Source organism: Cellulosimicrobium protaetiae (genome assembly GCF_009708005.2).
In the GTDB taxonomy this organism is placed as follows: Bacteria; Actinomycetota; Actinomycetes; order Actinomycetales; family Cellulomonadaceae; genus Cellulosimicrobium; species Cellulosimicrobium protaetiae.
The window spans coordinates 2,986,922-3,007,313 of the sequence record NZ_CP052757.1 but is presented as its reverse complement, the minus strand read 5'-3'; the positions used below and the strand labels follow the sequence as shown (position 1 = coordinate 3,007,313).

Below are 20,392 nucleotides of genomic sequence, written 5' to 3'. Positions count from 1 at the left end.
CGTGCGCCTCTTCATCGACGACCCCCGGCAGCCCGACGACGTGACGGTGGCCGACCTCCGCGACCTCGCCGAGCGCCTCGCGCGCGAGGCGGGCGACCTCGTCCGCTCCGGTCGACCCGACACGGTCGAGGTCGCCGCCACCAAGTCGACGGCCACCGACGTCGTCACGCGCATGGACGCGGACTCCGAGGCGCTGCTGCGCCGCGGCATCGCGGCAGCGCGGCCCGACGACGCGATCCTCGGCGAGGAGGAGGGCGCCTCGTCCGGCACGTCGGGCATCACGTGGGTGATCGACCCCGTGGACGGCACCGTCAACTACCTCTACGGGATCGCGTCGTACGCGGTGTCGGTCGCCGCGGTCGTCGGCCCGCCGGACCCGCTGGAGTGGACCGTCCTCGCCGGTGCGGTGCACTCCGTCGTCGACGGGCGTACGTGGACGGCGGGCCTGGGGGCGGGTGCGACGGTCGACGGGCGCCCCGTGCACGTGAGCGCGGAGACGGACCTGGGGCAGTGCCTCGTGGGGACCGGGTTCGGGTACGACGCGGAGCGCCGACGGGCGCAGGCGCGCGTGCTCGTGGACGTGCTGCCGCAGGTCCGGGACATCCGGCGGCTCGGCTCGGCGGCGATCGACCTGTGCCTCGTCGCGTCGGGAGAGCTCGACCTGTACTACGAGCGCGGCCTCAACCCGTGGGACATGGCCGCGGGAGCGCTCGTCGCGCACGAGGCCGGAGCCCGCGTGACGGGCCTGCGGGGCCGCCCGGCGGACCGTGAGATGACCGTCGCGGGGCCGCCCGAGGCGGTCGCGCGGCTCGTGGGGATCCTCGAGGACGCGGACGCCGACTCGGACTCCTGACCGCGTCCCCGCCAGCGGGGAGCGTTCCCGATCGTCCGGTCGGGACGACCCCGTGTTCGCCCGTGACGAACGACACCGGGCAGGCGGGGCGCCACAGGGTGCATCCCTCCCGGAAATGGTGCAGAATCCGGTGGCCCACCGGGAACAATTCCGGTGCGCCGCGCATTGTTCAGCGTGCGACGCCTCGACGACCTCGGGGCACGCTACGTCACGGGGTGCCCCCGCGCCCCGCACCTGTGCCGTCCGGCACGACCGGCCATCGCCGGTGGTCCCGGACGGGCACTGTCGCGATCGACGAATACTCCGGAGAGTGACCCCACAGATGGCAACAGACTACGACGCCCCCCGCAAGAGTGAAGAGGAGCTCAGCGAGGACTCGCTCCAGGAGCTCCAGGCTCGTCGCTCCGACAAGAGCTCGGGCGTCGTTGACGAGGACGAGACCGAGGCGGCGGAAGGTTTCGAGCTGCCCGGTGCCGACCTGTCCGGCGAGGAGCTCTCCGTCCGGGTCCTGCCTCGTCAGGCGGACGAGTTCACGTGCGCGAGCTGCTTCCTCGTGCACCACCGCAGCCAGCTCGCGTACGAGAAGAACGGGCAGCAGATCTGCTCGGAGTGCGCCGCCTGACCTGCACGACGCACGAAGGCCGCCGTCCCCTCCCCGGGGCGGCGGCCTTCGTCGTCCGCGGTGCCCGTCGTGGGCTGCCCGCCTGGCGCGGCCCCTCAGGACGCCTGCGCGGTCCGGATCGCGTCCGCGAGGCGCTGCGGGTGCCGCGTGGAGACGAGCCAGTACGGCGTGGGGTCCAGGGGGTCCTCGAGCGTGACGTGGACCCCCGTCCGCGCCCACGCGCGCAGGCACACGAAGGCACGGGCGTCGAGTCGCGGGCCGAGCTGGACGCGCATCGTCTCCGCGTCGAGCGTCGTGATCTGCCCGAGCAGCGACGTGGGGACGTGGGCGCGGCCCGCGCACAGCTCGCCGTCCACCACCGCGACGACGGGCGACGTCCACCACAGCCCGACGACCCCCGCGACGGCGGCGAGCACTCCCACCCCGATCGCGATGGCGTGGCTCGCGGGCCACAGCGCGATCCCGAGCACCGCGGCGAAGCCCAGGGTGGCGGCCCAGCCGCCGACGCCCGGGAGCAGGCGTTCCCGGTACGACGCGGCCCCCGGGGTGCCGGACGTCGTGGCTCCTCCAGATGCTCCTCCGGCTGCTTCTCCGGAGGCTCCGCCCGGGGCGGACGACGAGGTGCTGCGGTCGGCGGCGTCGGTCATGGGTCCATCATCCCAGCAGTCGGGGGCGGGCCCGGACGTGCTCGCAGCGCCGGCCGGGGAGCACTAGGCTCTGCCGGGTGCCGAACCACCACGAGCCCGCGACCGGGGACGTCGACGTCCTCATCACGCTCCTCGACGACGTCCCCCTGCCCGCCTACGCCCACCCGGGCGACGCGGGCGCGGACCTCGTGACGACCGTCGACGTCGAGCTGGCGCCGGGGGAGCGCATCGTCGTCCCCACCGGGGTCTCGATCGCGCTGCCCGACGGCTACGCGGCGTTCGTGCACCCGCGCTCGGGCCTGGCGGCGAAGCACGGCGTGACCGTGGTCAACGCGCCGGGCACCGTGGACGCCGGGTACCGCGGCGAGATCAAGGTGACGCTCCTGAACACCGACGCCCGCGAGCCCGTCGTCCTGCGGCGCGGCGACCGGGTCGCGCAGCTCGTGGTGCAGAAGGTCGAGCGCGCGCGGTTCGTGCAGGCCGAGCGGCTGCCCGGGTCGCACCGCGGCGAGGGCGGCTTCGGGTCGAGCGGCGGGTGGGCCGCCGCGACCTGACCGTCGCACCGCGACCGCCGCTGCGCGGGCTAGTGTGGAAGCAGTGCGGGGCGAGCGCCCCGTGTGGAGTCCCGGCCACGGGCCGGGCAGGTGAAGGAGTTCCTCCGTGGGTCTGTTCCGTCGCTCCAGGTCGTCCGAGCCGAGCGAGTCGCCCGAGTCGTCGACGCCGTCGGCTGCGACCTCCGAGCAGGTCGACGACGGCGCGCCCGCCACGGGGACGGCCGACGAGAAGCCGGCCCGTGGCCCGTACGACTCCACCCAGGTCCCCGAGCGCGGACCGCGCCTCGACCTCGGCGCGGTCTGGCTCCCCGGCGTCCCCGGGATGGAGCTGCGCATGGAGGTCGACAAGAAGACGCAGCGCATCACGGGCGTCGCGTGCGCCGTCGCGGGCTCGGGGCTGCAGGTGCAGGCGTTCGCCGCGCCCCGCACCGACGGGATCTGGGACGAGATCCGGGGCGAGATCGCCGCCTCCGTGACCAAGCAGGGCGGCACGGTCGACGACCTCCCCGGCCCGTTCGGCCGCGAGCTGCTCGCCCGCATCCCCGCGCAGACGCCCGACGGGCGCCCCGGGGTGCGGCCCGCCCGGTTCGTCGGCGTCGACGGTCCCCGCTGGTTCCTGCGCGGCGTCCTCACGGGCAAGGCGGCGGTCGACCCCGCCGAGGCACGGCTGCTCGAGTCGGTGTTCGCCAACATCGTCGTCGTCCGCGACCAGAACCCGCGCCCCCCGCGCGACCTGCTCACGCTCCACCTGCCCGGCAAGGGGCCGGAGGCGGCCGCCCCGACGCCCGCCGGGGCGCCCGAGACGCCGTCGTTCGACCCGCTGACGCGTGGGCCGGAGATCACGGAGATCCGCTGACATGGTCCCGACCCTGCGCGACGCGTGGCGCACGGCCCTCGCCTCCCAGGAGGAGCTGGCCGCCGACGAGGAGCGCACCGAGGCCGCCCGCCAGACGGGCTGCCGCGCGGTCTCCGAGCTGCCCAACCGGCGCCGCGCCAAGATCACGGGCGTGCTGCGCTCCGTCGTCCTCCGCCCGCGCGACGGTGTCCCGACCGTCGAGGTGGAGCTGTTCGACGGGTCGGGCGTCGTCGACCTGGTGTGGCTCGGGCGCCGTCGCATCGCGGGGATCGAGCCCGGCCGCCGTGCCCTCGTCGAGGGGCTGGTGTGCGACGTCGACGGCCGCCGCACGATCTTCAACCCGCGCTACGAGCTCCTCGCCAAGCCGGGGGAGTGACAGGAGGCCCCGTCGTCGGGCGACGGTGCCGTACGATCCTGCGGACCCGTGACGGCCGACCCGGAGCTCGCTCCGGACCGGCCGCAGCCGACCGCACCCGAGCCACCGAGGACGCCACGAGATGACGAGCAGCAGCGACGCGAGCGGCCCCGTGGGCGATCGTCCCGACCCCGACCGGGTGCGTGAGGCCGTGGCGCACGACGCCGAGGTCGCGGAGACCGTCGTCGACGACGTCGCCGCTCCCGAGGACGGGCGCGCGCGCGGAGTCCGGGCGCTCGCCGGTCAGGACTTCTCGGTGGCCGACGCGATCGGCGGCGTGCGCGGTCTCGTCGAGTCCGTCGCCCCGGGTCTCGTCTTCGTCGTCGTCTACGTCGCGACGACGAACCTCCCGTGGGCGCTGTGGACGTCCGTCGCGGCGGCGCTCGTCGCGGTCGTGGCCCGGCTGGTCCAGCGCACCCCCGTGACCCAGGCCTTCGGCGGCCTGCTGGGCGTCGGGATCGGCGTGATCTGGGCATGGCGCTCGGGCGAGGCGCAGGACTACTTCGCGTGGGGGCTGTGGACCAACGCGGCCTACCTGGTGGTGCTCCTCGTGTCCGTCCTGGCCCGCTGGCCGCTCGTGGGCCTCGTCGTCGAGGGCTTCCGCAGCGGCTTCGGCGCGGCTGCCGCGAGCCCGGCGTCCGCACCTGCCTCGGACAGGGCGGGCGGGCCGTCCGACCCCACCACGGACGCGGCGACAGCCGACGGGCAGCGGGCCGCCGAGCCCAGGGCGTTCGCGCGCTGGGCCCGGACGTGGCGGACGGACCGTGCGCTCATGCGCCGGTACACCGCCGCGACGTGGCTGTGGATCGGGCTGTTCGGCGCCCGTCTCGCCGTCCAGGTCCCGCTCTACCTCGACGGCGACGTCGGCTGGCTCGGCACCGCGCGCCTCGTCATGGGCATCCCCCTGTGGGCGCTCGTCCTGTGGCTCACGTGGATCCTGGTCCGCCGACCCCACGCCGCCGCCCGGCCGACCGCGTAGCGGGGCCTCACCCGCGGGATCGCCCGCCGTCAGAGCAGGTCGTCGTCCCGGGCGGTCTCGACGAGGTCGGCGTCGGTGTCGTCCGCGGGCTCGCTGGCGAGCAGGCGGCTCAGCGCCCCCTCGTCCGCCTCGTTGCCCGTCACGAGCAGCAGCTCGTCGCCGGCCTCCAGCGTGTCGTCCTGGCTCGGCGCGATGGGGCGCACGCCGCGGACGATCGCCGCGAGCACGGTGTCCGCGGGCCAGGGCACCTCACCGACCCGGCGCCCGACGAGCGGGGACGTCGGGGGGAGCGTGACCTCGAGGATGTCGGCACCCGACTGGTGGAACGTGAAGATCCGCACGAGGTCCCCGACGGCGACCGCCTCCTCGACCATCGCCGTCATGATCCGCGGCGTGGAGACGGCGACGTCGACGCCCCAGGACTCGTCGAACATCCACTCGTTCTTCGGGTTGTTCACGCGCGCGACCGTGCGGGGCACGCCGAACTCGGTCTTGGCGAGGAGCGAGACGACGAGGTTCACCTTGTCGTCGCCGGTCGCCGCCACGATGACGTCGCACTCGTCGACCTTGGCCTCGGCGAGCGTCGAGAGCTCGCACGCGTCCGCGAGCAGCCAGTCCGCCTCCGCGACCTGCGCGACGCGCATGGCGGCCGGCTGCTTGTCGATCAGCATGACCTCGTGGTCGTGGCTGAGGAGCTCGCGGGCGATCGAGCGACCGACCGAACCGGCTCCCGCGATGACGACGCGCATCACTCGGCCTCGACCTTCGGTGCGTGGGTGAGCAGTCGCTCGACGGTGGCGGCGCGCTCGTCCTCCATGAGCACGTGCAGCACGTCGTTCTCCTGCAGGACGGTGCGCGCGGTGACGAGGACCCCGTCCCCGAAGCGGCTGACGAACGCGACGCGGGCCCCGGTGGCGTCCTCGATGGCGCGGACCGTGCGCCCGATCCAGTCGGGGTGGAAGTCGACCTGGGCGAGCCGCACCCGGCCCGAGGGGTCGCGGTACTCGTCCGTCGCCCCGAAGGGGAGCATGCGGCGCAGCACCTGGTCCGCGGTCCAGCGCACGGTCGCGACCGTGGGGATGCCGAGGCGCTGGTAGATCTCCGCGCGCTGGGGGTCGTAGATGCGGGCCACGACCTTCTCGACGCCGAACGTCTCCCGCACGACACGCGCGGAGAGGATGTTCGAGTTGTCGCCGTCGGAGACCGCGGCGAACGCGTAGGCGTCCTCGATCCCGGCCTGCACGAGCGTGTCGCGGTCGAACCCGACGCCCGTCACCTTCTTGCCGGTGAACTCGGCCGGGAGGCGCCGGAACGCGTCGGGGTTCTGGTCGACGACGGCGACGGAGTGTCCGCTCGACTCGAGCGACTGGGCGAGCGTCGCGCCGACGCGGCCGCAGCCCATGATGACGAAGTGCACGCACCGAACGCTACCGCTCGCGGGCCCGCCGGGCGTGCACCAGCGCGACCGTGCGCCGTCGGGCATAGCATGAGGCCTCGTGTCGGAGATCGCTGATGCCGCGAAGCGGCTGCTGCTCGGGCGGCCTGTCCGCAGCGAGCACCTGGGGCACACGCTGCTCCCCAAGCGTGTGGCCCTGCCCGTGTTCGCGTCCGACGCCCTGTCGTCCGTCGCGTACGCCCCGGACGAGATCCTCCTGACGCTCGCGATCGCGGGCCTCAGCGCGACGATGATCTCGCCGTGGGTGGGCCTCGCCGTCGTGGTGGTGCTGCTGACCGTCGTCGCGTCCTACCGCCAGAACGTGCGTGCCTACCCGTCGGGCGGCGGCGACTACGAGGTCGCGACGGTCAACCTCGGCCCGACGGCGGGCGTGGGCGTCGCGTCGGCGCTCATGGTCGACTACGTGCTCACGGTGGCGGTCTCGATCTCGTCGGGCGCCCAGTACGCGGCGAGCGCGATCCCCGCCCTGCGCGACCACGAGGCCGCGTTCGCGATCGGGCTCGTCGTGCTCCTCACGCTCGTCAACCTGCGGGGCGTCAAGGAGTCGGGGACGTTCTTCGCGATCCCGGTCTACCTCTTCATGCTGGCCATCGGGACGACGGCGATCGTCGGGTTCTTCCGCTACGCCACGGGCACCCTCGGCCCGGCCGAGAGCGCGCAGTTCGAGCTCACGGCGGAGAGCGGGTTCGACCAGGGGCTCATCGGCATCGCGGGAGCCTTCCTCGTGGCCCGCGCCTTCGCGTCCGGGTGCGCCGCGCTCACCGGTGTCGAGGCCATCAGCAACGGCGTCCCGGCGTTCCGCAAGCCGAAGTCGCGCAACGCCGCCACGACGCTCGCCCTGCTGGGCGGCATCTCCGCCGTGATGATGCTCTCGATCCTCTTCCTCGCCCGCGCGACGGGCGTCCACTACGCGGAGGACCCGCACACGCAGCTCGCGCTGAACGGGGAGCCGCTGCCGGTGGACTACGTCCAGCACCCCGTGATCGGGCAGCTCGCGGAGACCGTGTTCGACGGCGTGCCGCTGCTGTTCTTCATCGTCTCCGCCGTGACGGGTCTCATCCTCGTCCTCGCGGCGAACACGGCGTTCAACGGGTTCCCCGTGCTCGGCTCGATCCTCGCGAAGGACGGCTACCTGCCCCGCCAGCTCCACACGCGAGGCGACCGGCTGGCCTTCTCCAACGGGATCATCACGCTCGCGGTCGCGGCGATCGTGCTCATCTGGGCCTTCGACGCCGAGGTCACGCGCCTCATCCAGCTCTACATCGTCGGCGTCTTCGTGTCGTTCACGCTGTCCCAGCTCGGCATGGTGCGGCACTGGACCCGGGCGCTGCGCACCGAGCACCAGCCGCGCGAGCGCGCCCGCATGCGTCGCTCGCGCGTGGTCAACACGATCGGTCTCGCGATGACCGGGACCGTCCTCGTCATCGTGCTGATCACCAAGTTCACGCACGGCGCCTGGATCGCGATCCTCGCCATGGCGGTCGTCTTCGTCCTCATGAAGTCGATCCGCCGGCACTACGACACGGTGCGCGACGAGCTCGCGCTCGGCGACGAGGCCGCGGCGGCCCGCGCGCTGCCCAGCCGCGTGCACGCGATCGTCCTCGTCTCCAAGATCCACCGCCCGACGATGCGGGCCCTGGCGTACGCGCGTGCGTCGCGCCCGTCGGTCCTGGAGGCCGTCACCGTCGGCGTGGACGCCGAGGACGTCGAGGAGCTCATGAAGCAGTGGGAGGCGCTCGATCTCCCCGTGCCCCTGCGGGTCCTCGACTCGCCCTTCCGCGAGATCACGCGTCCGGTGCTGTCGTACGTGCGCTCGGTCCGGCGCGAGTCCCCGCGCGACCTCGTGGTCGTCTACATCCCCGAGTACGTCGTCGGGCACTGGTGGGAGCAGCTCTTGCACAACCAGAGCGCGCTGCGGCTCAAGGGTCGGCTGCTCTTCACGCCGGGCGTCGTCGTGGCCTCCGTGCCGTGGCAGCTCTCCTCGACCGAGGGGCAGACCGGTCTCGAGGGCGAGGGGTTCCGCCAGCGCTTCACCGGGTACTGATCCGGCCACGGGCGTGGGCCCGGTCCCGAGGCGAGGCCGGGCCCACGTGCGCGGAGCGGTGCTCCGGCAGGTGCGTCGGGCGGTGTCCGGGATACTGGGGGCATGCCGTCCTCCAGCCGTGGTCCCGCCGTGCCCTCCGACCGACCGTCCGACCCCTCCGCGGACCGTCGCGCCGCGCGCGGCCCGCGCCGCCCCGCGCGCCGTCAGGGCGAGCGGACGACCCGGCGGTCGCCACGCGTCGACCCTCGACCTGAGGTCGAGGTCGAGCTCGAGGTGGGGCCGGTCGCGCACGGCGGGCACTGCGTCGCGCGCCACGACGGGCGGGTCGTCTTCGTCCGGCACACCCTCCCCGGGGAGCGGGTGCGCGCCCGCGTCACGGAGGGCGGGGACGCCGCGAAGTTCTGGCGCGCGGACGCCGTCGAGATCCTCGAGGCGTCGCCCGACCGGGTCCCGTCGGTGTGGCCGGAGGCAGGCCCCGGGGGTGTCGGGGGCGGCGAGCTCGCGCACGTCGCGCTCGACGCGCAGCGCCGCTGGAAGCGGGACGTGCTGGCCGAGCAGCTGCGGCGCCTCGGGAAGATCGACCTCGACGAGGTCGACCCTCAGGTAGAGGTCGAGAGTCTGCCGGGCGACGACGAGCGCGGCGGTCTCGGCTACCGGACGCGCGTGGACCTCGTCGCGGACGGCACGGGCCGCGCGGGCATGCACCGCTTCCGGTCGCACGACGTGGTCGCGCTGCCGGGCATGCCGCTCGCGACCGAGGACGTCGCGGAGCTCGCCGCGCGGGAGAAGGTGTTCACGCGCACCTGGCGCCCGGGGGCACGCATCGAGCTCGTCGCCCCCGTCGGCTCGGCGCCGGTCCTCCTCGTGGACGGCGAGGCGTGGCGGTCGGGCGCGCCCGACCAGCGCCCCAACGCACGCCGCAGCGTGACCGAGCGCGTCGTCCTGGGCGACCGGCAGCACGAGTACCGCGTCGCGGCGGGCGGGTTCTGGCAGGTGCACCGGGAGGCGCCGGCCGCACTGACGCGCGCGGTGCTCGACGGGGTGGGCGACGTCGACGGCGCGCGCGTGCTCGACCTCTACTCCGGTGCCGGGCTGTTCACCTCGCCGCTGGCCGCGGCGGTGGGCGACGCAGGCTCCGTCGTCGCCGTCGAGGGTGACGAGCGGGCCGTGCGCGACGCGCGCCGCAACGCGCACGAGCTCGACCGGGTGGAGCTGCACCACGGCCCCGTCGAGCAGGTGCTCGCCGACGACCCGACGGGTGCGGACGTCGTCGTGCTCGACCCGCCCCGGGTCGGCGCCGGACGCTCGGTGGTCGAGGCCATCGCCTCCCGGCAGCCGTCCCGGGTCGTGTACGTCGCGTGCGACCCCGCCGCGCTCGCGCGCGACGTCTCCTACCTTGCGGGCCACGGCTACGGGCTCGCGTCCCTGCGCGCGTTCGACCTCTTCCCGATGACGCACCACCTCGAGGCCGTCGCGGTCCTGACGCGCTGACGCCGCGTCCGGTCTCGGCCCTGCGCGAACCCGGGTGCGCCGACCGGCGTGCCGGGAGGACGATGGGGGAGACGAGCGGGACGGTGACGGACGTGACGAGCACGACGAGCAGGACGAGCGGGACGAGCGGGACGACGACGGCTGCTCCGGGCGCGGACCAGGCGGCCCGCGCCTCGGACGACGTGCGCGACGTCGTCGGTGTCAGTGTCCTGCTGCCCGACGGACGGCTCGCCGGGAGGAGCTTCGCGTCGCGTGCGGAGGCGGAGGCGTGGGCGCGGCCGGACGAGGGGGAGCGGGTCGTCGAGCTCAACCTGCTCTGCGACTGCGACCTCTGAGCCGGACCGCACCTCCATATATCTTGACGTCAAGATATATGGGGTATGCTGGTCGCGGTGCAGGTCGCAGCGGGTCGTGGACGAGCCGCCGACCACCGCCCGGACGGTCCCCAGGACCACCCTGAGCGGCGCGCCGGCCCGGCGTAGGCTGGGCGAAGCCCCCTGAACCATGGCATCCGTGCCACCGTCTCGCCACGAAGGAGCTACGAGTGAGCAGCGTCGACACGTTCGGGTCGAAGGGAACGCTGGAGGTCGGTGAGAACTCGTACGAGATCTACCGCCTGTCCGCCGTCGAGGGTGTCGAGCGCCTCCCGTACAGCCTGAAGATCCTCGCCGAGAACCTCCTGCGCACGGAGGACGGCGCCAACATCACGGCCGACCACGTGCGCGCGCTCGCGTCCTGGGACCCGGACGCGCAGCCCGACACCGAGATCCAGTTCACGCCCGCACGCGTGATCATGCAGGACTTCACCGGCGTGCCCTGCGTCGTCGACCTCGCCACCATGCGCGAGGCCGTCGCGGAGCTCGGCGGCGACCCGTCGCGCATCAACCCGCTCGCGCCGGCCGAGATGGTCATCGACCACTCGGTCCAGATCGACGTCGCGGGCCGCGCGGACGCGTTCGAGCGCAACGTCGAGTTCGAGTACCAGCGCAACCACGAGCGCTACCAGTTCCTGCGCTGGGGCCAGACGGCGTTCGACGACTTCAAGGTCGTCCCCCCGGGCACCGGCATCGTGCACCAGGTCAACATCGAGTTCCTGGCGCGCACGGTCATGACGCGCGAGGTCGGTGGTGTCCTGCGCGCCTACCCCGACACGTGCGTCGGCACCGACTCGCACACGACGATGGTCAACGGCCTCGGTGTGCTCGGCTGGGGCGTCGGCGGCATCGAGGCCGAGGCGGCCATGCTCGGCCAGCCCGTCTCGATGCTCATCCCGCGCGTCGTCGGCTTCAAGCTCAACGGCTCGATCCCCGCGGGCGTCACCGCGACCGACGTCGTGCTCACCATCACCCAGATGCTGCGCCAGCACGGCGTCGTCGGGAAGTTCGTCGAGTTCTACGGCGCGGGCGTGGCCCAGGTGCCGCTCGCGAACCGCGCCACGATCGGCAACATGAGCCCCGAGTTCGGCTCGACGGCCGCGATCTTCCCGATCGACGGCGTGACGATCGACTACCTGCGCCTCACGGGCCGCAGCGACGAGCAGCTCGCGCTCGTCGAGGCGTACGCCAAGGAGCAGGGCCTGTGGCTCGACCCCGAGTCGGACAGCTACGTCGAGCCCGTGTTCTCGGAGTACCTCGAGCTCGACCTCTCGACGGTCGTCCCGTCGATCGCCGGCCCGAAGCGCCCGCAGGACCGCATCGAGCTCTCGAACGCCAAGTCGGCCTTCGAGCGCGACCTGCCCACCTACGCGCCCGAGGTCCGCGACCTCGTCGACGAGGCGGAGAAGGAGTCCTTCCCGGCGTCCGACTCGCCCGCGATCACGCCCAACGGCCGCAAGACCGTGAGCGTGACGGACACGGACGGCAAGTCCTTCGACCTGTTCCACGGCGCCGTCGCGATCGCGTCGATCACGAGCTGCACCAACACCTCGAACCCGTCGGTCATGCTCGCCGCCGCGCTCCTCGCGAAGAAGGCGGTCGAGAAGGGCCTCGAGGCCAAGCCGTGGGTCAAGACCTCGATGGCCCCGGGCTCGCAGGTCGTGACGAACTACTACGAGAAGGCCGGCCTGTGGCCGTACCTCGAGAAGCTCGGCTTCCACCTCGTCGGCTACGGCTGCGCGACGTGCATCGGCAACTCGGGCCCGCTCGACGAGAAGATCTCCGAGGCGGTCAACGAGCACGACCTCGCCGTGGTGTCGGTCCTGTCCGGCAACCGCAACTTCGAGGGCCGCATCAACCCCGACGTGAAGATGAACTACCTCGCGTCCCCGCCGCTGGTCATCGCGTACGCGCTCGCGGGCACCATGGAGTTCGACTTCGACCACGACCCGCTGGGCCGTGACGAGGCGGGTCAGCCGATCTTCCTGCGCGACATCTGGCCGACGCCGGACGAGGTGCAGGCGACGATCGACGCATCGATCGACCGCGACATGTTCACCAAGGACTACGCGGACGTCTTCACCGGCGACGACCGGTGGCGCGCGCTCGAGACGCCCGAGGGCGACACGTTCGCGTGGGACGCCGAGTCGACCTACGTGCGCAAGCCCCCGTACTTCGAGGGCATGGGCATGGAGCCGTCGCCCGTCGCGGACATCTCCGGTGCGCGCGTCCTCGCCAAGCTGGGCGACTCGGTCACGACCGACCACATCAGCCCCGCGGGCGCCATCAAGGTGGACTCGCCGGCCGGCAAGTACCTCGCCGAGCACGGCGTCGCGCGTCGCGACTTCAACTCCTACGGCTCGCGCCGCGGGAACCACGAGGTCATGATCCGCGGCACGTTCGCGAACATCCGCCTGCGCAACCAGCTCCTGGACGACGTCGAGGGCGGGTACACGTACAACTTCGTCAAGGACGCGCAGGACACGATCTACGACGCCGCGCAGGACTACGCCGCGCAGGGCACGCCGCTCGTCATTCTCGGCGGCAAGGAGTACGGCTCCGGCTCGTCGCGCGACTGGGCGGCCAAGGGCACGGCGCTCCTGGGCGTCAAGGCCGTCATCACCGAGAGCTTCGAGCGCATCCACCGCTCGAACCTCATCGGCATGGGCGTCCTCCCGCTGCAGTTCCCGGCCGGCGAGAACGCCGGGTCGCTCGGGCTCGCGGGCACCGAGACGTTCGACATCGCCGGCATCACGGCGCTGAACGACGGCTCCACGCCGTCGACGGTGAAGGTCACCGCGACCAAGCCCGACGGCACGAGCGTCGAGTTCGACGCCGTCGTGCGCATCGACACCCCGGGCGAGGCGGACTACTACCGCAACGGCGGCATCCTGCAGTACGTGCTGCGCTCGCTCGTGGCGTGAGCCACCGCTAGCGCTGCGGGCTTGCCCGACGGCGCAGACGCACCCCCGGCGGGGCGCTCACCTCTCGAGGTGGGCGCCCCGCCGTCGTCCCCGGGCGGTCCGGAGCACGTCGGCGGCGAGATCGGCGGGTTCTGCTCAGATCGGCGGTCGTGGCTGCCGAACCTGCGCGGGAGTGCCGATCTGGCGCGCCGACGCCGTGCCGCGAGAGACTGGGGCATGGTGAGCGAGAACACGACCCAGCCCACGGACGCCGACGTCGAGGCGTTCCTCGCAGCGGTGGAGCACCCCGTGCGGCGTCGCGACGCGCTCCGGCTCGTCGAGCTGCTGGGGCGGGTCACGGGGGAGCCGGCGACGATGTGGGGCTCGTCGATCGTCGGGTTCGGCACCTACCACTACCGCTACCCGAGCGGTCGCGAGGGCGACATGGCGGCGGCGGGCTTCTCTCCGCGCAAGGCGGCGACGACGGTGTACCTCATGGACGGTGTCGACGTCCACGCCGCCCTCCTGGAGCGACTCGGCCCGCACTCGGTCGGCAAGGGCTGCCTCTACGTCAAGGACCTCGACGCCGTCGACCTCGACGTGCTCGAGGAGGTCGTGCGCCGCTCGTACGCGACGCTCACGGGGGACCCCGAGTTCGGCCGGCGTCTCTCCGGTCCGTCGGCGAAGGACTCCGCCACCTGACGCACGCGGACGGCTCAGAGCGGGGCGTCGAGCGTGCGGGTCCGGTCCCAGGGCTCGGTCCAGCCGAGCCGGTCGAAGAGCGCGTCGAGGATGCCCCCGGTGAACCCCCACACGAGGTGCTCGCGCCCGTCCGCCTCGACGAGAAACCCCGGGCTCTTGTGCACCCGGCGGTCGTGCCGGACGGTCACCGTGCGGCGCCGCTCGGGGTCGAGGAGGTCGGCGACGGGGACACGGAACACGTGCGCGGACTCGGCGACGTCGACGACGCGCACGGGCGTCGGGCGCGGCCACCACCCGAGCACCGGGGTGACGACGTGGTTGCTCACGGGCAGGGGGAGCTCGCCGAGCGGGCCGAGCACGTCGACGCCCGAGCGGTCGAGGCCGGTCTCCTCCACGGCCTCGCGCAGCGCCGCGTCGACCGGACCCTCGTCGCCCGGGTCGATCCGGCCGCCCGGGAAGGCGACCTGGCCGGGGTGGTGGCCGAGCGTCGCAGCGCGGGCGAGCAGGAGCACGTCGAGGTCGCGCGGGACCGCACGAGCCCGGTGCTCGGACGGCACGGCGTCGAGGACGCCGAACAGCAGGAGCACGGCGGCGGGCCGTGCGCGCTCGTCGAGCCTGCCGATCGCGAGTCGCCACGGCGACGGCCAGCCGCCACCGTCGGCGGCGAGCGCGGCGAGCTGGTCCCGTGCGGGGACGTCGGAGCGGGCGGACGCCCGAGGGCCGGGGGGAGCCATCACCCCGGGTTCCGGCCCGGCCTCGCGGCCCGTCACCAGCTCACCGGGAGCGGGCGGCCCTCCTCGTAGCCCGCGGCGGACTGGATCCCCACGACGGCGCGGTCGGCGAACTCCGCGAGGCTCGACGCCCCGGCGTAGGTCGCGGAGCTGCGCAGCCCGGACGTGATCTGGTCGAGGAGGTCCTCGACACCGGGTCGCTGCGGGTCGAGGAACATGCGCCCCGAGCTGATCCCCTCCTCGTAGAGGGCCTTGCGCGCGCGGTCGAACGGCGAGCCGCCCGCGGTGCGCGCCGCGACGGCGCGTGCCGACGCCATGCCGAAGCTCTCCTTGTAGAGCCGGCCGGTGCCGTCGTCGTGCAGGTCGCCGGGGGACTCGTAGGTCCCCGCGAACCACGAGCCGATCATCACCTGCGAGGCACCCGCGGCGAGCGCGAGGGCGACGTCGCGCGGGTGGCGCACGCCGCCGTCGGCCCACACGTGCTTGCCGAGCTCGCGCGCCGCGGCCGAGCACTCGAGGACGGCCGAGAACTGCGGACGCCCGACGGCGGTCATCATGCGCGTCGTGCACATCGCGCCCGGGCCCACGCCGACCTTGACGATGTCGGCGCCCGCGGCGACGAGGTCGCGCACGCCCTGCGCCGTGACGACGTTGCCCGCGACCACGGGGACGTCCGGGCCGACCGAGCGCACGGCGTCGAGCGCCTGGAGCATCTTGGCCTGGTGGCCGTGCGCGGTGTCGACGACGAGCACGTCGACGCCGGCCGCCAGGAGCTCCTTGGCCTTGGCGGCGACGTCGCCGTTGATCCCGACCGCCGCACCGACGCGCAGACGGCCCTGGCTGTCGAGCGCGGGGGCGTAGACGGAGGAGCGCAGCGCGCCCTTGCGGGTGAGGACGCCGACGAGCGCGCCGTCGCGCGTCACGGGCGCGACCTTGAGGCGCGCGGTGTGGAGCTGGTCGTAGGCCGCCTCGAGACCTGCGCGACCGCCGTCGAGGACGGACGCGTCGAGGACCAGGGGGTGGGTGGTCATCACCTGGTGGACCTGGGTGAAGCGGTCGACGTCGGCGCAGTCGGCCTCCGTGACGACGCCCACGGGCCGGCCGTCGTCGACGACGACCGCGGCGCCGTGCGCGCGCTTGCCGATGAGCGTGAGCGCCGTGTGGACGGTGTCGTGCGGGCCGACGACCACGGGCGTCTCGATGACGGGGTCCTTGGACTTCACGTCCGCGACGACGTCGGCGACGACGTCGGTCGGCACGTCCTGCGGGATGATCGCGACGCCTCCGCGGCGCGAGACCGTCTCCGCCATGCGGCGGCCCGCCACGGCGGTCATGTTCGCGACGACGACCGGGATCGTGGTGCCCGTCCCGTCGGTGGAGGAGAGGTCGACGTCGAAGCGCGACGCGACCTCGGAGCGCGACGGGACGAGGAAGACGTCGCCGTACGTGAGGTCGGTCGCGGGGGACTGTCCGGGCAGGAAGCGCATACGCCCATCCTACGAGGTCGGGGGTCGCTGATGTCCGCAGGGCGGAAGTGACATTCCACGAAGGGCCGGTCCGTGCGTCGAGCCCCGGAGTGTGCGTCAATGACGTGAAGGTCCCGTCGCCCTGCGCACCGCGGCGCAGGTCACCCGCCCGGACGGCCTAGAGTTGTCGGGCTGGTCGCACGGGAACGGAACGGAGCATCTGCATGAGCCTGCTTGGCACGATCACCTCGCCCGAGGACGTGCAACGGCTGACCCCCGAGCAGGCACGGGAGCTCGCCGCCGAGATCCGTGCGTTCCTCGTCGACTCGGTCTCCCGGACCGGCGGGCACCTCGGCCCGAACCTCGGCGTGGTCGAGCTCACGATCGCCATGCACCGCGTGTTCTCCTCGCCGACGGACACGTTCGTGTTCGACACGGGCCACCAGTCCTACGTGCACAAGCTCCTCACCGGGCGCCAGGACTTCTCCGCGCTGCGCAAGCAGGGCGGCCTGTCCGGCTACCCGTCGCGCGCCGAGTCCGACCACGACGTCGTCGAGAACTCGCACGCGTCGACCGCGCTCTCGTGGGGCGACGGCATCGCGAAGGCGAACGTCGTGCGCGGCCTCACCGACCGGCACGTCGTCGCGGTCATCGGCGACGGCGCCCTCACCGGCGGCATGGCCTGGGAGGCGCTGAACAACATCGCCGAGAGCCAGGACCGGCGTCTCGTCGTCGTGGTGAACGACAACGGCCGCTCCTACTCGCCGACGATCGGCGGGCTCGCGCACCACCTGTCGACGCTGCGTACCACGCACGGGTACGAGAGCTTCCTGCAGTGGGGCAAGCGCACCCTCAATCGGTCCGGCGCACCGGGACGGTTCGCCTACGAGTGGCTGCACGGCCTGAAGAAGGGCCTCAAGGACGTCGTCGCCCCCCAGGGCATGTTCGAGGACCTCGGCATCAAGTACGTCGGCCCCGTCGACGGGCACGACGTCGAGGCCATGGAGCACGCGCTGCGACGGGCCAAGGCGTACGGGGCGCCCGTGATCGTGCACGCGATCACGGAGAAGGGCCGCGGGTACACGCCCGCCGAGCAGGACGTCGCCGACCGCTTCCACGCCGTCGGGAAGATCCACCCCGAGACCGGGCTCCCGGTCGCGCCGTCGCGCTTCGGCTGGACGAGCGTCTTCGCGGACGAGATCGTGCAGATCGGTCGCCGCCGGTCCGACGTCGTCGCGATCACCGCGGCCATGCTCGAGCCGGTCGGCCTCAAGCCGTTCGCGCAGGCGTTCCCCGAGCGCACGTTCGACGTCGGCATCGCCGAGCAGCACGCCGCGACGTCGGCGGCCGGCATGGCGTTCGCGGGGCTGCACCCCGTCGTCGCCGTGTACGCGACGTTCCTCAACCGCGCGTTCGACCAGGTCCTCATGGACGTCGCCCTGCACAAGGCGGGCGTGACGTTCGTGCTCGACCGCGCCGGCATCACGGGCGACGACGGCGCGAGCCACAACGGCATGTGGGACATGGCGATGCTGCGCATCGTGCCCGGCCTGCGGCTCGCGGCGCCGCGCGACGAGGAGACGCTGCGGACCGCCCTGCGCGAGGCCGTGGACGTCGACGACGCCCCGACTGTCGTGCGCTACCCCAAGGGGGCGCTCGGGGACGCGCTGCCCGCGGTCGACACCGTGGACGGCGTCGACCTGCTCGCGGTGCCGGACGAGGCGCCGAAGGCGGCGGCGCGCGACGCGGCCGGGCGTACGCGCGTCCTGCTCGTCGGCCCCGGGTCGATGGCGCGGGTCGCGCTCGACGCGGCGGAGTCGCTCTCGGCGCACGGCGTCGACGTGACCGTCGCGTCCCCGACGTGGGTCCTGCCGATGCCGAGCGCGCTCGTCAAGCTCGCGGGCGAGCACGACCTCGTCGTGAGCGTCGAGGACGGCGTCGCCGACGGCGGCGTGGGTGCGCTCCTCGCGCAGCGTTCGCTGGAGGCCGGGGTCCGCACGCCCGTGCACGCGCTCGGGCTGCCCGCGCAGTTCCTCGACCACGCGACCCGAGACCAGGTGGCGTCGGCCTTCCGGCTCACGGCGGCCGACGTCGCGCGCGACGTGCTGGACGCGCTCGCGGAGCTCGCTCGCGGCTGAGCCGCAGAACCACCGGACGTCTGCCGCGGACGGCCCGGCGGCGCCCGGGTCGTCCGCGCTAGGGTCCGGGGCGTGATCTGGCTCCTGGACCTCGACAACACGCTCGTCGGCCGTGACGACGCGTTCGCCGCGTGGGCGGCGGACGCGGTCGCGCGCGCCGGTCGCGACGCCTCCGACCTCGCGGCGATCGTCGCCGCCGACCAGGGCGGGTTCGCGGTGAAGACGGACGTGGCGCGCGTGATCGTCGACCGCCTGGCCTGGGACGAGGACCTCCCCACCGCGGTCGACCGCTTCCGTACCGGCATCCTCGACCACGTCCGGGCGTACGACGGCGCGCTCGACCTGCTCGACGACCTGCGCGCGGGCGGCGACCTCGTCGTCGTCGTGACGAACGGCACCTCGGCCCAGCAGCGAGGCAAGCTCGCGCGCTGCGGGGTCGAGGCGCACGTCGACGCCGTCGTCGTGTCCGGCGAGGAGGGCGTCGACAAGCCCGACCCGCGCCTCCTCGAGATCGCGCTCGAACGTGTCGGTGCGGCCGACGCCGACCGCGCCCAGGTCTGGATGGTGGGCGACGCGGCGCACGCCGACGTCGCCGCGGGCCGTGCCGCGGGCGTGCGCACCGGCTGGGTCTCCCGCGGCCGCGCGTGGACGGACGGGCCGCTGCCGGACGCCGTCGGGACGACCGTGCACGACGTCGTCGCGGTCGCCCGCGGGGCGGCGCTCCTCGCGCCGTAGCGCGCCGGGCGTACCTGTCGGGGCGCTACCGAGGCCGGGTGTCAGGCGTGGGTCGCCTCGACGGCCCGCTCGACGACGGCCCGCAGGTCCCCGCCGGACGCCGCGTGCCACGCTCGCTGCCGCGCGGCGCCGTTGCCGCCGGACCAGAGCCTGCCCAGCAGCTCGGTGACGGCGTCGAGGTCGCCCGCGTCGACGAGCGCGTCCCGCACGCGCGCGACGAGCTGGCCGACGACGTCGTGCGCCGGGGCGGGTCGCCACGTGAGCGGCGAGACGAGGTCCTCCGCGAGGCCCGACCGCCCGGCGCGCCACGACGCCGTGCGCAGGATCTCGGGCCGGAGCTCCGGCGCGGGCATCCCTGCCGCCGCCTCGCGCGCGGCGGTCTCGACGAGGCCACGGCTCAGCGCGGCGAGGAGCGTCGCCGTGTCGGCGTCGAGGCACACGTCGGCGATGCGGATCTCGACCGTCGGGTAGCGCGAGGAGAGCCGGGCGTCGAAGTAGACCATGTTCTCGTCGAGGATCGTGCCCGTGGCGACGAGCGAGTCGACCGCGTCGCGGTAGGCCTCGGGGGACCCGAACGCGCGGGCCGGGCCGGAGGTGGGCCAGCGCGCCCAGACCTGGGACCGGAAGCTCGCGTACCCGCTGTCGTCGCCCTGCCAGAAGGGGGAGTTGGTGCTCAGCGCGAGGAGCGTCGCGAGCCACGGGCCGATGCGGTCGAGGACCGCCACGCCCTCCGTGTCGTCCGCCACGGCGACGTGCACGTGGCACCCGCTCGTGAGCTGCTCGCGCGCCGTCAGGCCGAACGCGGCGCGGGCCTCGAGGTACCGCAGCCGGGAGACGGTCGTGCCCTCGAAGGGCAGGGGAGAGGTCGACAGCGCGACGACGCGTGCCCCGACGCGGTCCGCGGCCTCCTGGGCGCGTCGCCGGCCGTCCCGGATCTCCGTCGCGAGGTCGTCGAGCTCGCGCCGCGGGTGGGTCGCGGTCTCGAGCTGCTCCTCCATGAACTCCGACTCGAGCGAGCCGGTCCCGCCGCCCTTGTCGTCGGTGCCCGACGCCTCCAGGGCCTCCGCCGCCCGGGCGACGGGGTGGCCGTCGTCGCCGACGAGCAGGAACTCTTCCTCGACCCCTACGGTGCGCTTCACCCGGGCAGTCTCACACGGAAGCCGGGAGCACGTCCGGCGGGGGTGTGACGTGGCTCCGTGTCGTGCGTCACGGGCCGTCGAGGGCCGCCGTGACCGGGTGCTCGCGAGGCTTGTGAAGGTCATCACAAGGTCGCGTCGAGACGAACCCAGGAGGGGCCGATATCCGCAGGATCTCAACGTTCTCGCGCGACTCCGTCCGGCTCGGGACCTAGGTCCCCGAGGGGCCCGAAAGCCCTGCGCCCGAGGCCGCGGGAACCTAGTGTGGAAGTGGCGAAGGAGCCCGTCGA

At 73.7% G+C, this 20,392-nt stretch carries 19 protein-coding genes; 13 read left to right on the top strand and 6 right to left on the bottom strand.

The genetic code is table 11. From position 1 onward, the window contains the following. Nucleotide 1: 1 nt before the first annotated feature. The gene (locus tag FIC82_RS12855) at nucleotides 2–853 is read left to right on the top strand and encodes an inositol monophosphatase family protein (RefSeq protein ID WP_253691119.1); all 852 of its coding nucleotides are present in this window, start codon (nucleotides 2–4) and stop codon (nucleotides 851–853) included. 322 nt (nucleotides 854–1,175) lie between these two features. Continuing rightward, nucleotides 1,176–1,475 (top strand): DUF4193 domain-containing protein, encoded by a 300-nt coding sequence (locus FIC82_RS12850; RefSeq protein WP_021483601.1) that lies wholly within the window; start codon nucleotides 1,176–1,178, stop codon nucleotides 1,473–1,475. Nucleotides 1,476–1,570: 95 nt separating this feature from the next. Here the strand turns inward: FIC82_RS12850 and FIC82_RS12845 are convergent, their stop codons facing one another. Then, on the bottom strand, nucleotides 1,571–2,122 hold the full coding sequence (locus FIC82_RS12845; RefSeq protein ID WP_154798810.1) for a DUF3093 domain-containing protein: 552 nt from the start codon (nucleotides 2,120–2,122) through the stop codon (nucleotides 1,571–1,573). 77 nt (nucleotides 2,123–2,199) lie between these two features. Here FIC82_RS12845 and dut point away from each other — a divergent pair, with 77 nt between their 5' ends. The 4 genes from dut (at nucleotide 2,200) to FIC82_RS12825 (ending at nucleotide 4,926) form a co-directional block, all read left to right on the top strand. Continuing rightward, entirely contained in the window at nucleotides 2,200–2,676 is a 477-nt protein-coding gene (gene dut / locus FIC82_RS12840; protein WP_168731825.1) for a dUTP diphosphatase, read from the top strand. Between the two features lie 106 nt (nucleotides 2,677–2,782). Next, nucleotides 2,783–3,532, top strand: a complete 750-nt coding sequence (locus tag FIC82_RS12835) for a DUF3710 domain-containing protein (protein WP_168731824.1) — start codon at nucleotides 2,783–2,785, stop codon at nucleotides 3,530–3,532. Nucleotide 3,533: 1 nt separating this feature from the next. Next, a complete protein-coding gene (locus FIC82_RS12830) occupies nucleotides 3,534–3,908 on the top strand; it encodes an OB-fold nucleic acid binding domain-containing protein (RefSeq protein WP_154798809.1) in 375 nt (124 codons plus the stop codon). Nucleotides 3,909–4,029: 121 nt separating this feature from the next. Next, on the top strand, nucleotides 4,030–4,926 hold the full coding sequence (locus FIC82_RS12825; protein WP_154798808.1) for a DUF3159 domain-containing protein: 897 nt from the start codon (nucleotides 4,030–4,032) through the stop codon (nucleotides 4,924–4,926). A gap of 29 nt (nucleotides 4,927–4,955) precedes the next feature. Here FIC82_RS12825 and FIC82_RS12820 read toward each other — a convergent pair whose 3' ends face one another. Then, nucleotides 4,956–5,675 carry a potassium channel family protein gene (locus FIC82_RS12820; protein WP_154798807.1) on the bottom strand — a complete coding sequence of 240 codons (720 nt, stop codon included), beginning with the start codon at nucleotides 5,673–5,675 and terminating at the stop codon, nucleotides 4,956–4,958. After that, nucleotides 5,675–6,328 carry a potassium channel family protein gene (locus tag FIC82_RS12815; protein WP_154800226.1) on the bottom strand — a complete coding sequence of 218 codons (654 nt, stop codon included), beginning with the start codon at nucleotides 6,326–6,328 and terminating at the stop codon, nucleotides 5,675–5,677. Before FIC82_RS12815 ends, FIC82_RS12820 begins: the two co-directional genes overlap by 1 nt. A gap of 94 nt (nucleotides 6,329–6,422) precedes the next feature. Between FIC82_RS12815 and FIC82_RS12810 the strand changes: the two genes are divergently transcribed. The 5 genes from FIC82_RS12810 to FIC82_RS12790 all read left to right on the top strand — a co-directional run bounded on the left by FIC82_RS12810 (nucleotide 6,423) and on the right by FIC82_RS12790 (nucleotide 13,896). After that, nucleotides 6,423–8,426: an APC family permease gene (locus FIC82_RS12810; RefSeq protein WP_168731823.1), complete on the top strand. Its 2,004-nt coding sequence runs from the start codon at nucleotides 6,423–6,425 to the stop codon at nucleotides 8,424–8,426. A 102-nt stretch (nucleotides 8,427–8,528) separates the two neighbouring features. Continuing rightward, complete coding sequence (locus tag FIC82_RS12805) at nucleotides 8,529–9,917, top strand: class I SAM-dependent RNA methyltransferase (protein WP_154798806.1); 1,389 nt, start codon at nucleotides 8,529–8,531, stop codon at nucleotides 9,915–9,917. A 92-nt stretch (nucleotides 9,918–10,009) separates the two neighbouring features. Next, complete coding sequence (locus tag FIC82_RS12800; RefSeq protein ID WP_154798805.1) at nucleotides 10,010–10,252, top strand: hypothetical protein; 243 nt, start codon at nucleotides 10,010–10,012, stop codon at nucleotides 10,250–10,252. Nucleotides 10,253–10,461: 209 nt separating this feature from the next. After that, nucleotides 10,462–13,215, top strand: a complete 2,754-nt coding sequence (acnA, locus tag FIC82_RS12795) for an aconitate hydratase AcnA (protein WP_168731822.1) — start codon at nucleotides 10,462–10,464, stop codon at nucleotides 13,213–13,215. Nucleotides 13,216–13,431: 216 nt separating this feature from the next. Next, complete coding sequence (locus FIC82_RS12790; RefSeq protein WP_154798804.1) at nucleotides 13,432–13,896, top strand: DUF1801 domain-containing protein; 465 nt, start codon at nucleotides 13,432–13,434, stop codon at nucleotides 13,894–13,896. A 14-nt stretch (nucleotides 13,897–13,910) separates the two neighbouring features. On the opposite strand, the gene FIC82_RS12785 is transcribed toward FIC82_RS12790, so the two are convergent. Then, on the bottom strand, nucleotides 13,911–14,630 hold the full coding sequence (locus tag FIC82_RS12785) for an NUDIX hydrolase (RefSeq protein WP_154798803.1): 720 nt from the start codon (nucleotides 14,628–14,630) through the stop codon (nucleotides 13,911–13,913). A gap of 32 nt (nucleotides 14,631–14,662) precedes the next feature. Further along, nucleotides 14,663–16,114 carry a GMP reductase gene (guaB1, locus tag FIC82_RS12780; protein WP_154798802.1) on the bottom strand — a complete coding sequence of 484 codons (1,452 nt, stop codon included), beginning with the start codon at nucleotides 16,112–16,114 and terminating at the stop codon, nucleotides 14,663–14,665. A gap of 203 nt (nucleotides 16,115–16,317) precedes the next feature. On the opposite strand from guaB1, the gene dxs reads away from it, so the two are divergent. Further along, on the top strand, nucleotides 16,318–18,231 hold the full coding sequence (dxs, locus tag FIC82_RS12775; protein WP_154798801.1) for a 1-deoxy-D-xylulose-5-phosphate synthase: 1,914 nt from the start codon (nucleotides 16,318–16,320) through the stop codon (nucleotides 18,229–18,231). Nucleotides 18,232–18,303: 72 nt separating this feature from the next. Beyond that, a complete protein-coding gene (locus tag FIC82_RS12770) occupies nucleotides 18,304–18,966 on the top strand; it encodes an HAD family hydrolase (protein ID WP_154798800.1) in 663 nt (220 codons plus the stop codon). A 41-nt stretch (nucleotides 18,967–19,007) separates the two neighbouring features. Here FIC82_RS12770 and FIC82_RS12765 read toward each other — a convergent pair whose 3' ends face one another. Then, on the bottom strand, nucleotides 19,008–20,105 hold the full coding sequence (locus FIC82_RS12765; RefSeq protein ID WP_253691117.1) for a carboxylate-amine ligase: 1,098 nt from the start codon (nucleotides 20,103–20,105) through the stop codon (nucleotides 19,008–19,010). Nucleotides 20,106–20,392: the final 287 nt, after the last annotated feature.

What these genes read in the sequence shown, in the direction of transcription:
- FIC82_RS12850 (WP_021483601.1), top strand. Translation starts at nt 1,176, where the DNA reads ATGGCAACAGACTACGACGCCCCCCGCAAGAGTGAAGAGGAGCTCAGC.
- FIC82_RS12805 (WP_154798806.1), top strand. Translation starts at nt 8,529, where the DNA reads ATGCCGTCCTCCAGCCGTGGTCCCGCCGTGCCCTCCGACCGACCGTCC.
- FIC82_RS12785 (WP_154798803.1), bottom strand. Translation starts at nt 14,630, where the DNA reads ATGGCTCCCCCCGGCCCTCGGGCGTCCGCCCGCTCCGACGTCCCCGCA.
- guaB1 (WP_154798802.1), bottom strand. Translation starts at nt 16,114, where the DNA reads ATGCGCTTCCTGCCCGGACAGTCCCCCGCGACCGACCTCACGTACGGC.
- FIC82_RS12790 (WP_154798804.1), top strand. Translation starts at nt 13,432, where the DNA reads ATGGTGAGCGAGAACACGACCCAGCCCACGGACGCCGACGTCGAGGCG.
- FIC82_RS12820 (WP_154798807.1), bottom strand. Translation starts at nt 5,675, where the DNA reads ATGCGCGTCGTCATCGCGGGAGCCGGTTCGGTCGGTCGCTCGATCGCC.
- FIC82_RS12845 (WP_154798810.1), bottom strand. Translation starts at nt 2,122, where the DNA reads ATGACCGACGCCGCCGACCGCAGCACCTCGTCGTCCGCCCCGGGCGGA.
- FIC82_RS12815 (WP_154800226.1), bottom strand. Translation starts at nt 6,328, where the DNA reads ATGGGCTGCGGCCGCGTCGGCGCGACGCTCGCCCAGTCGCTCGAGTCG.
- dxs (WP_154798801.1), top strand. Translation starts at nt 16,318, where the DNA reads ATGAGCCTGCTTGGCACGATCACCTCGCCCGAGGACGTGCAACGGCTG.
- FIC82_RS12825 (WP_154798808.1), top strand. Translation starts at nt 4,030, where the DNA reads ATGACGAGCAGCAGCGACGCGAGCGGCCCCGTGGGCGATCGTCCCGAC.
- FIC82_RS12830 (WP_154798809.1), top strand. Translation starts at nt 3,534, where the DNA reads ATGGTCCCGACCCTGCGCGACGCGTGGCGCACGGCCCTCGCCTCCCAG.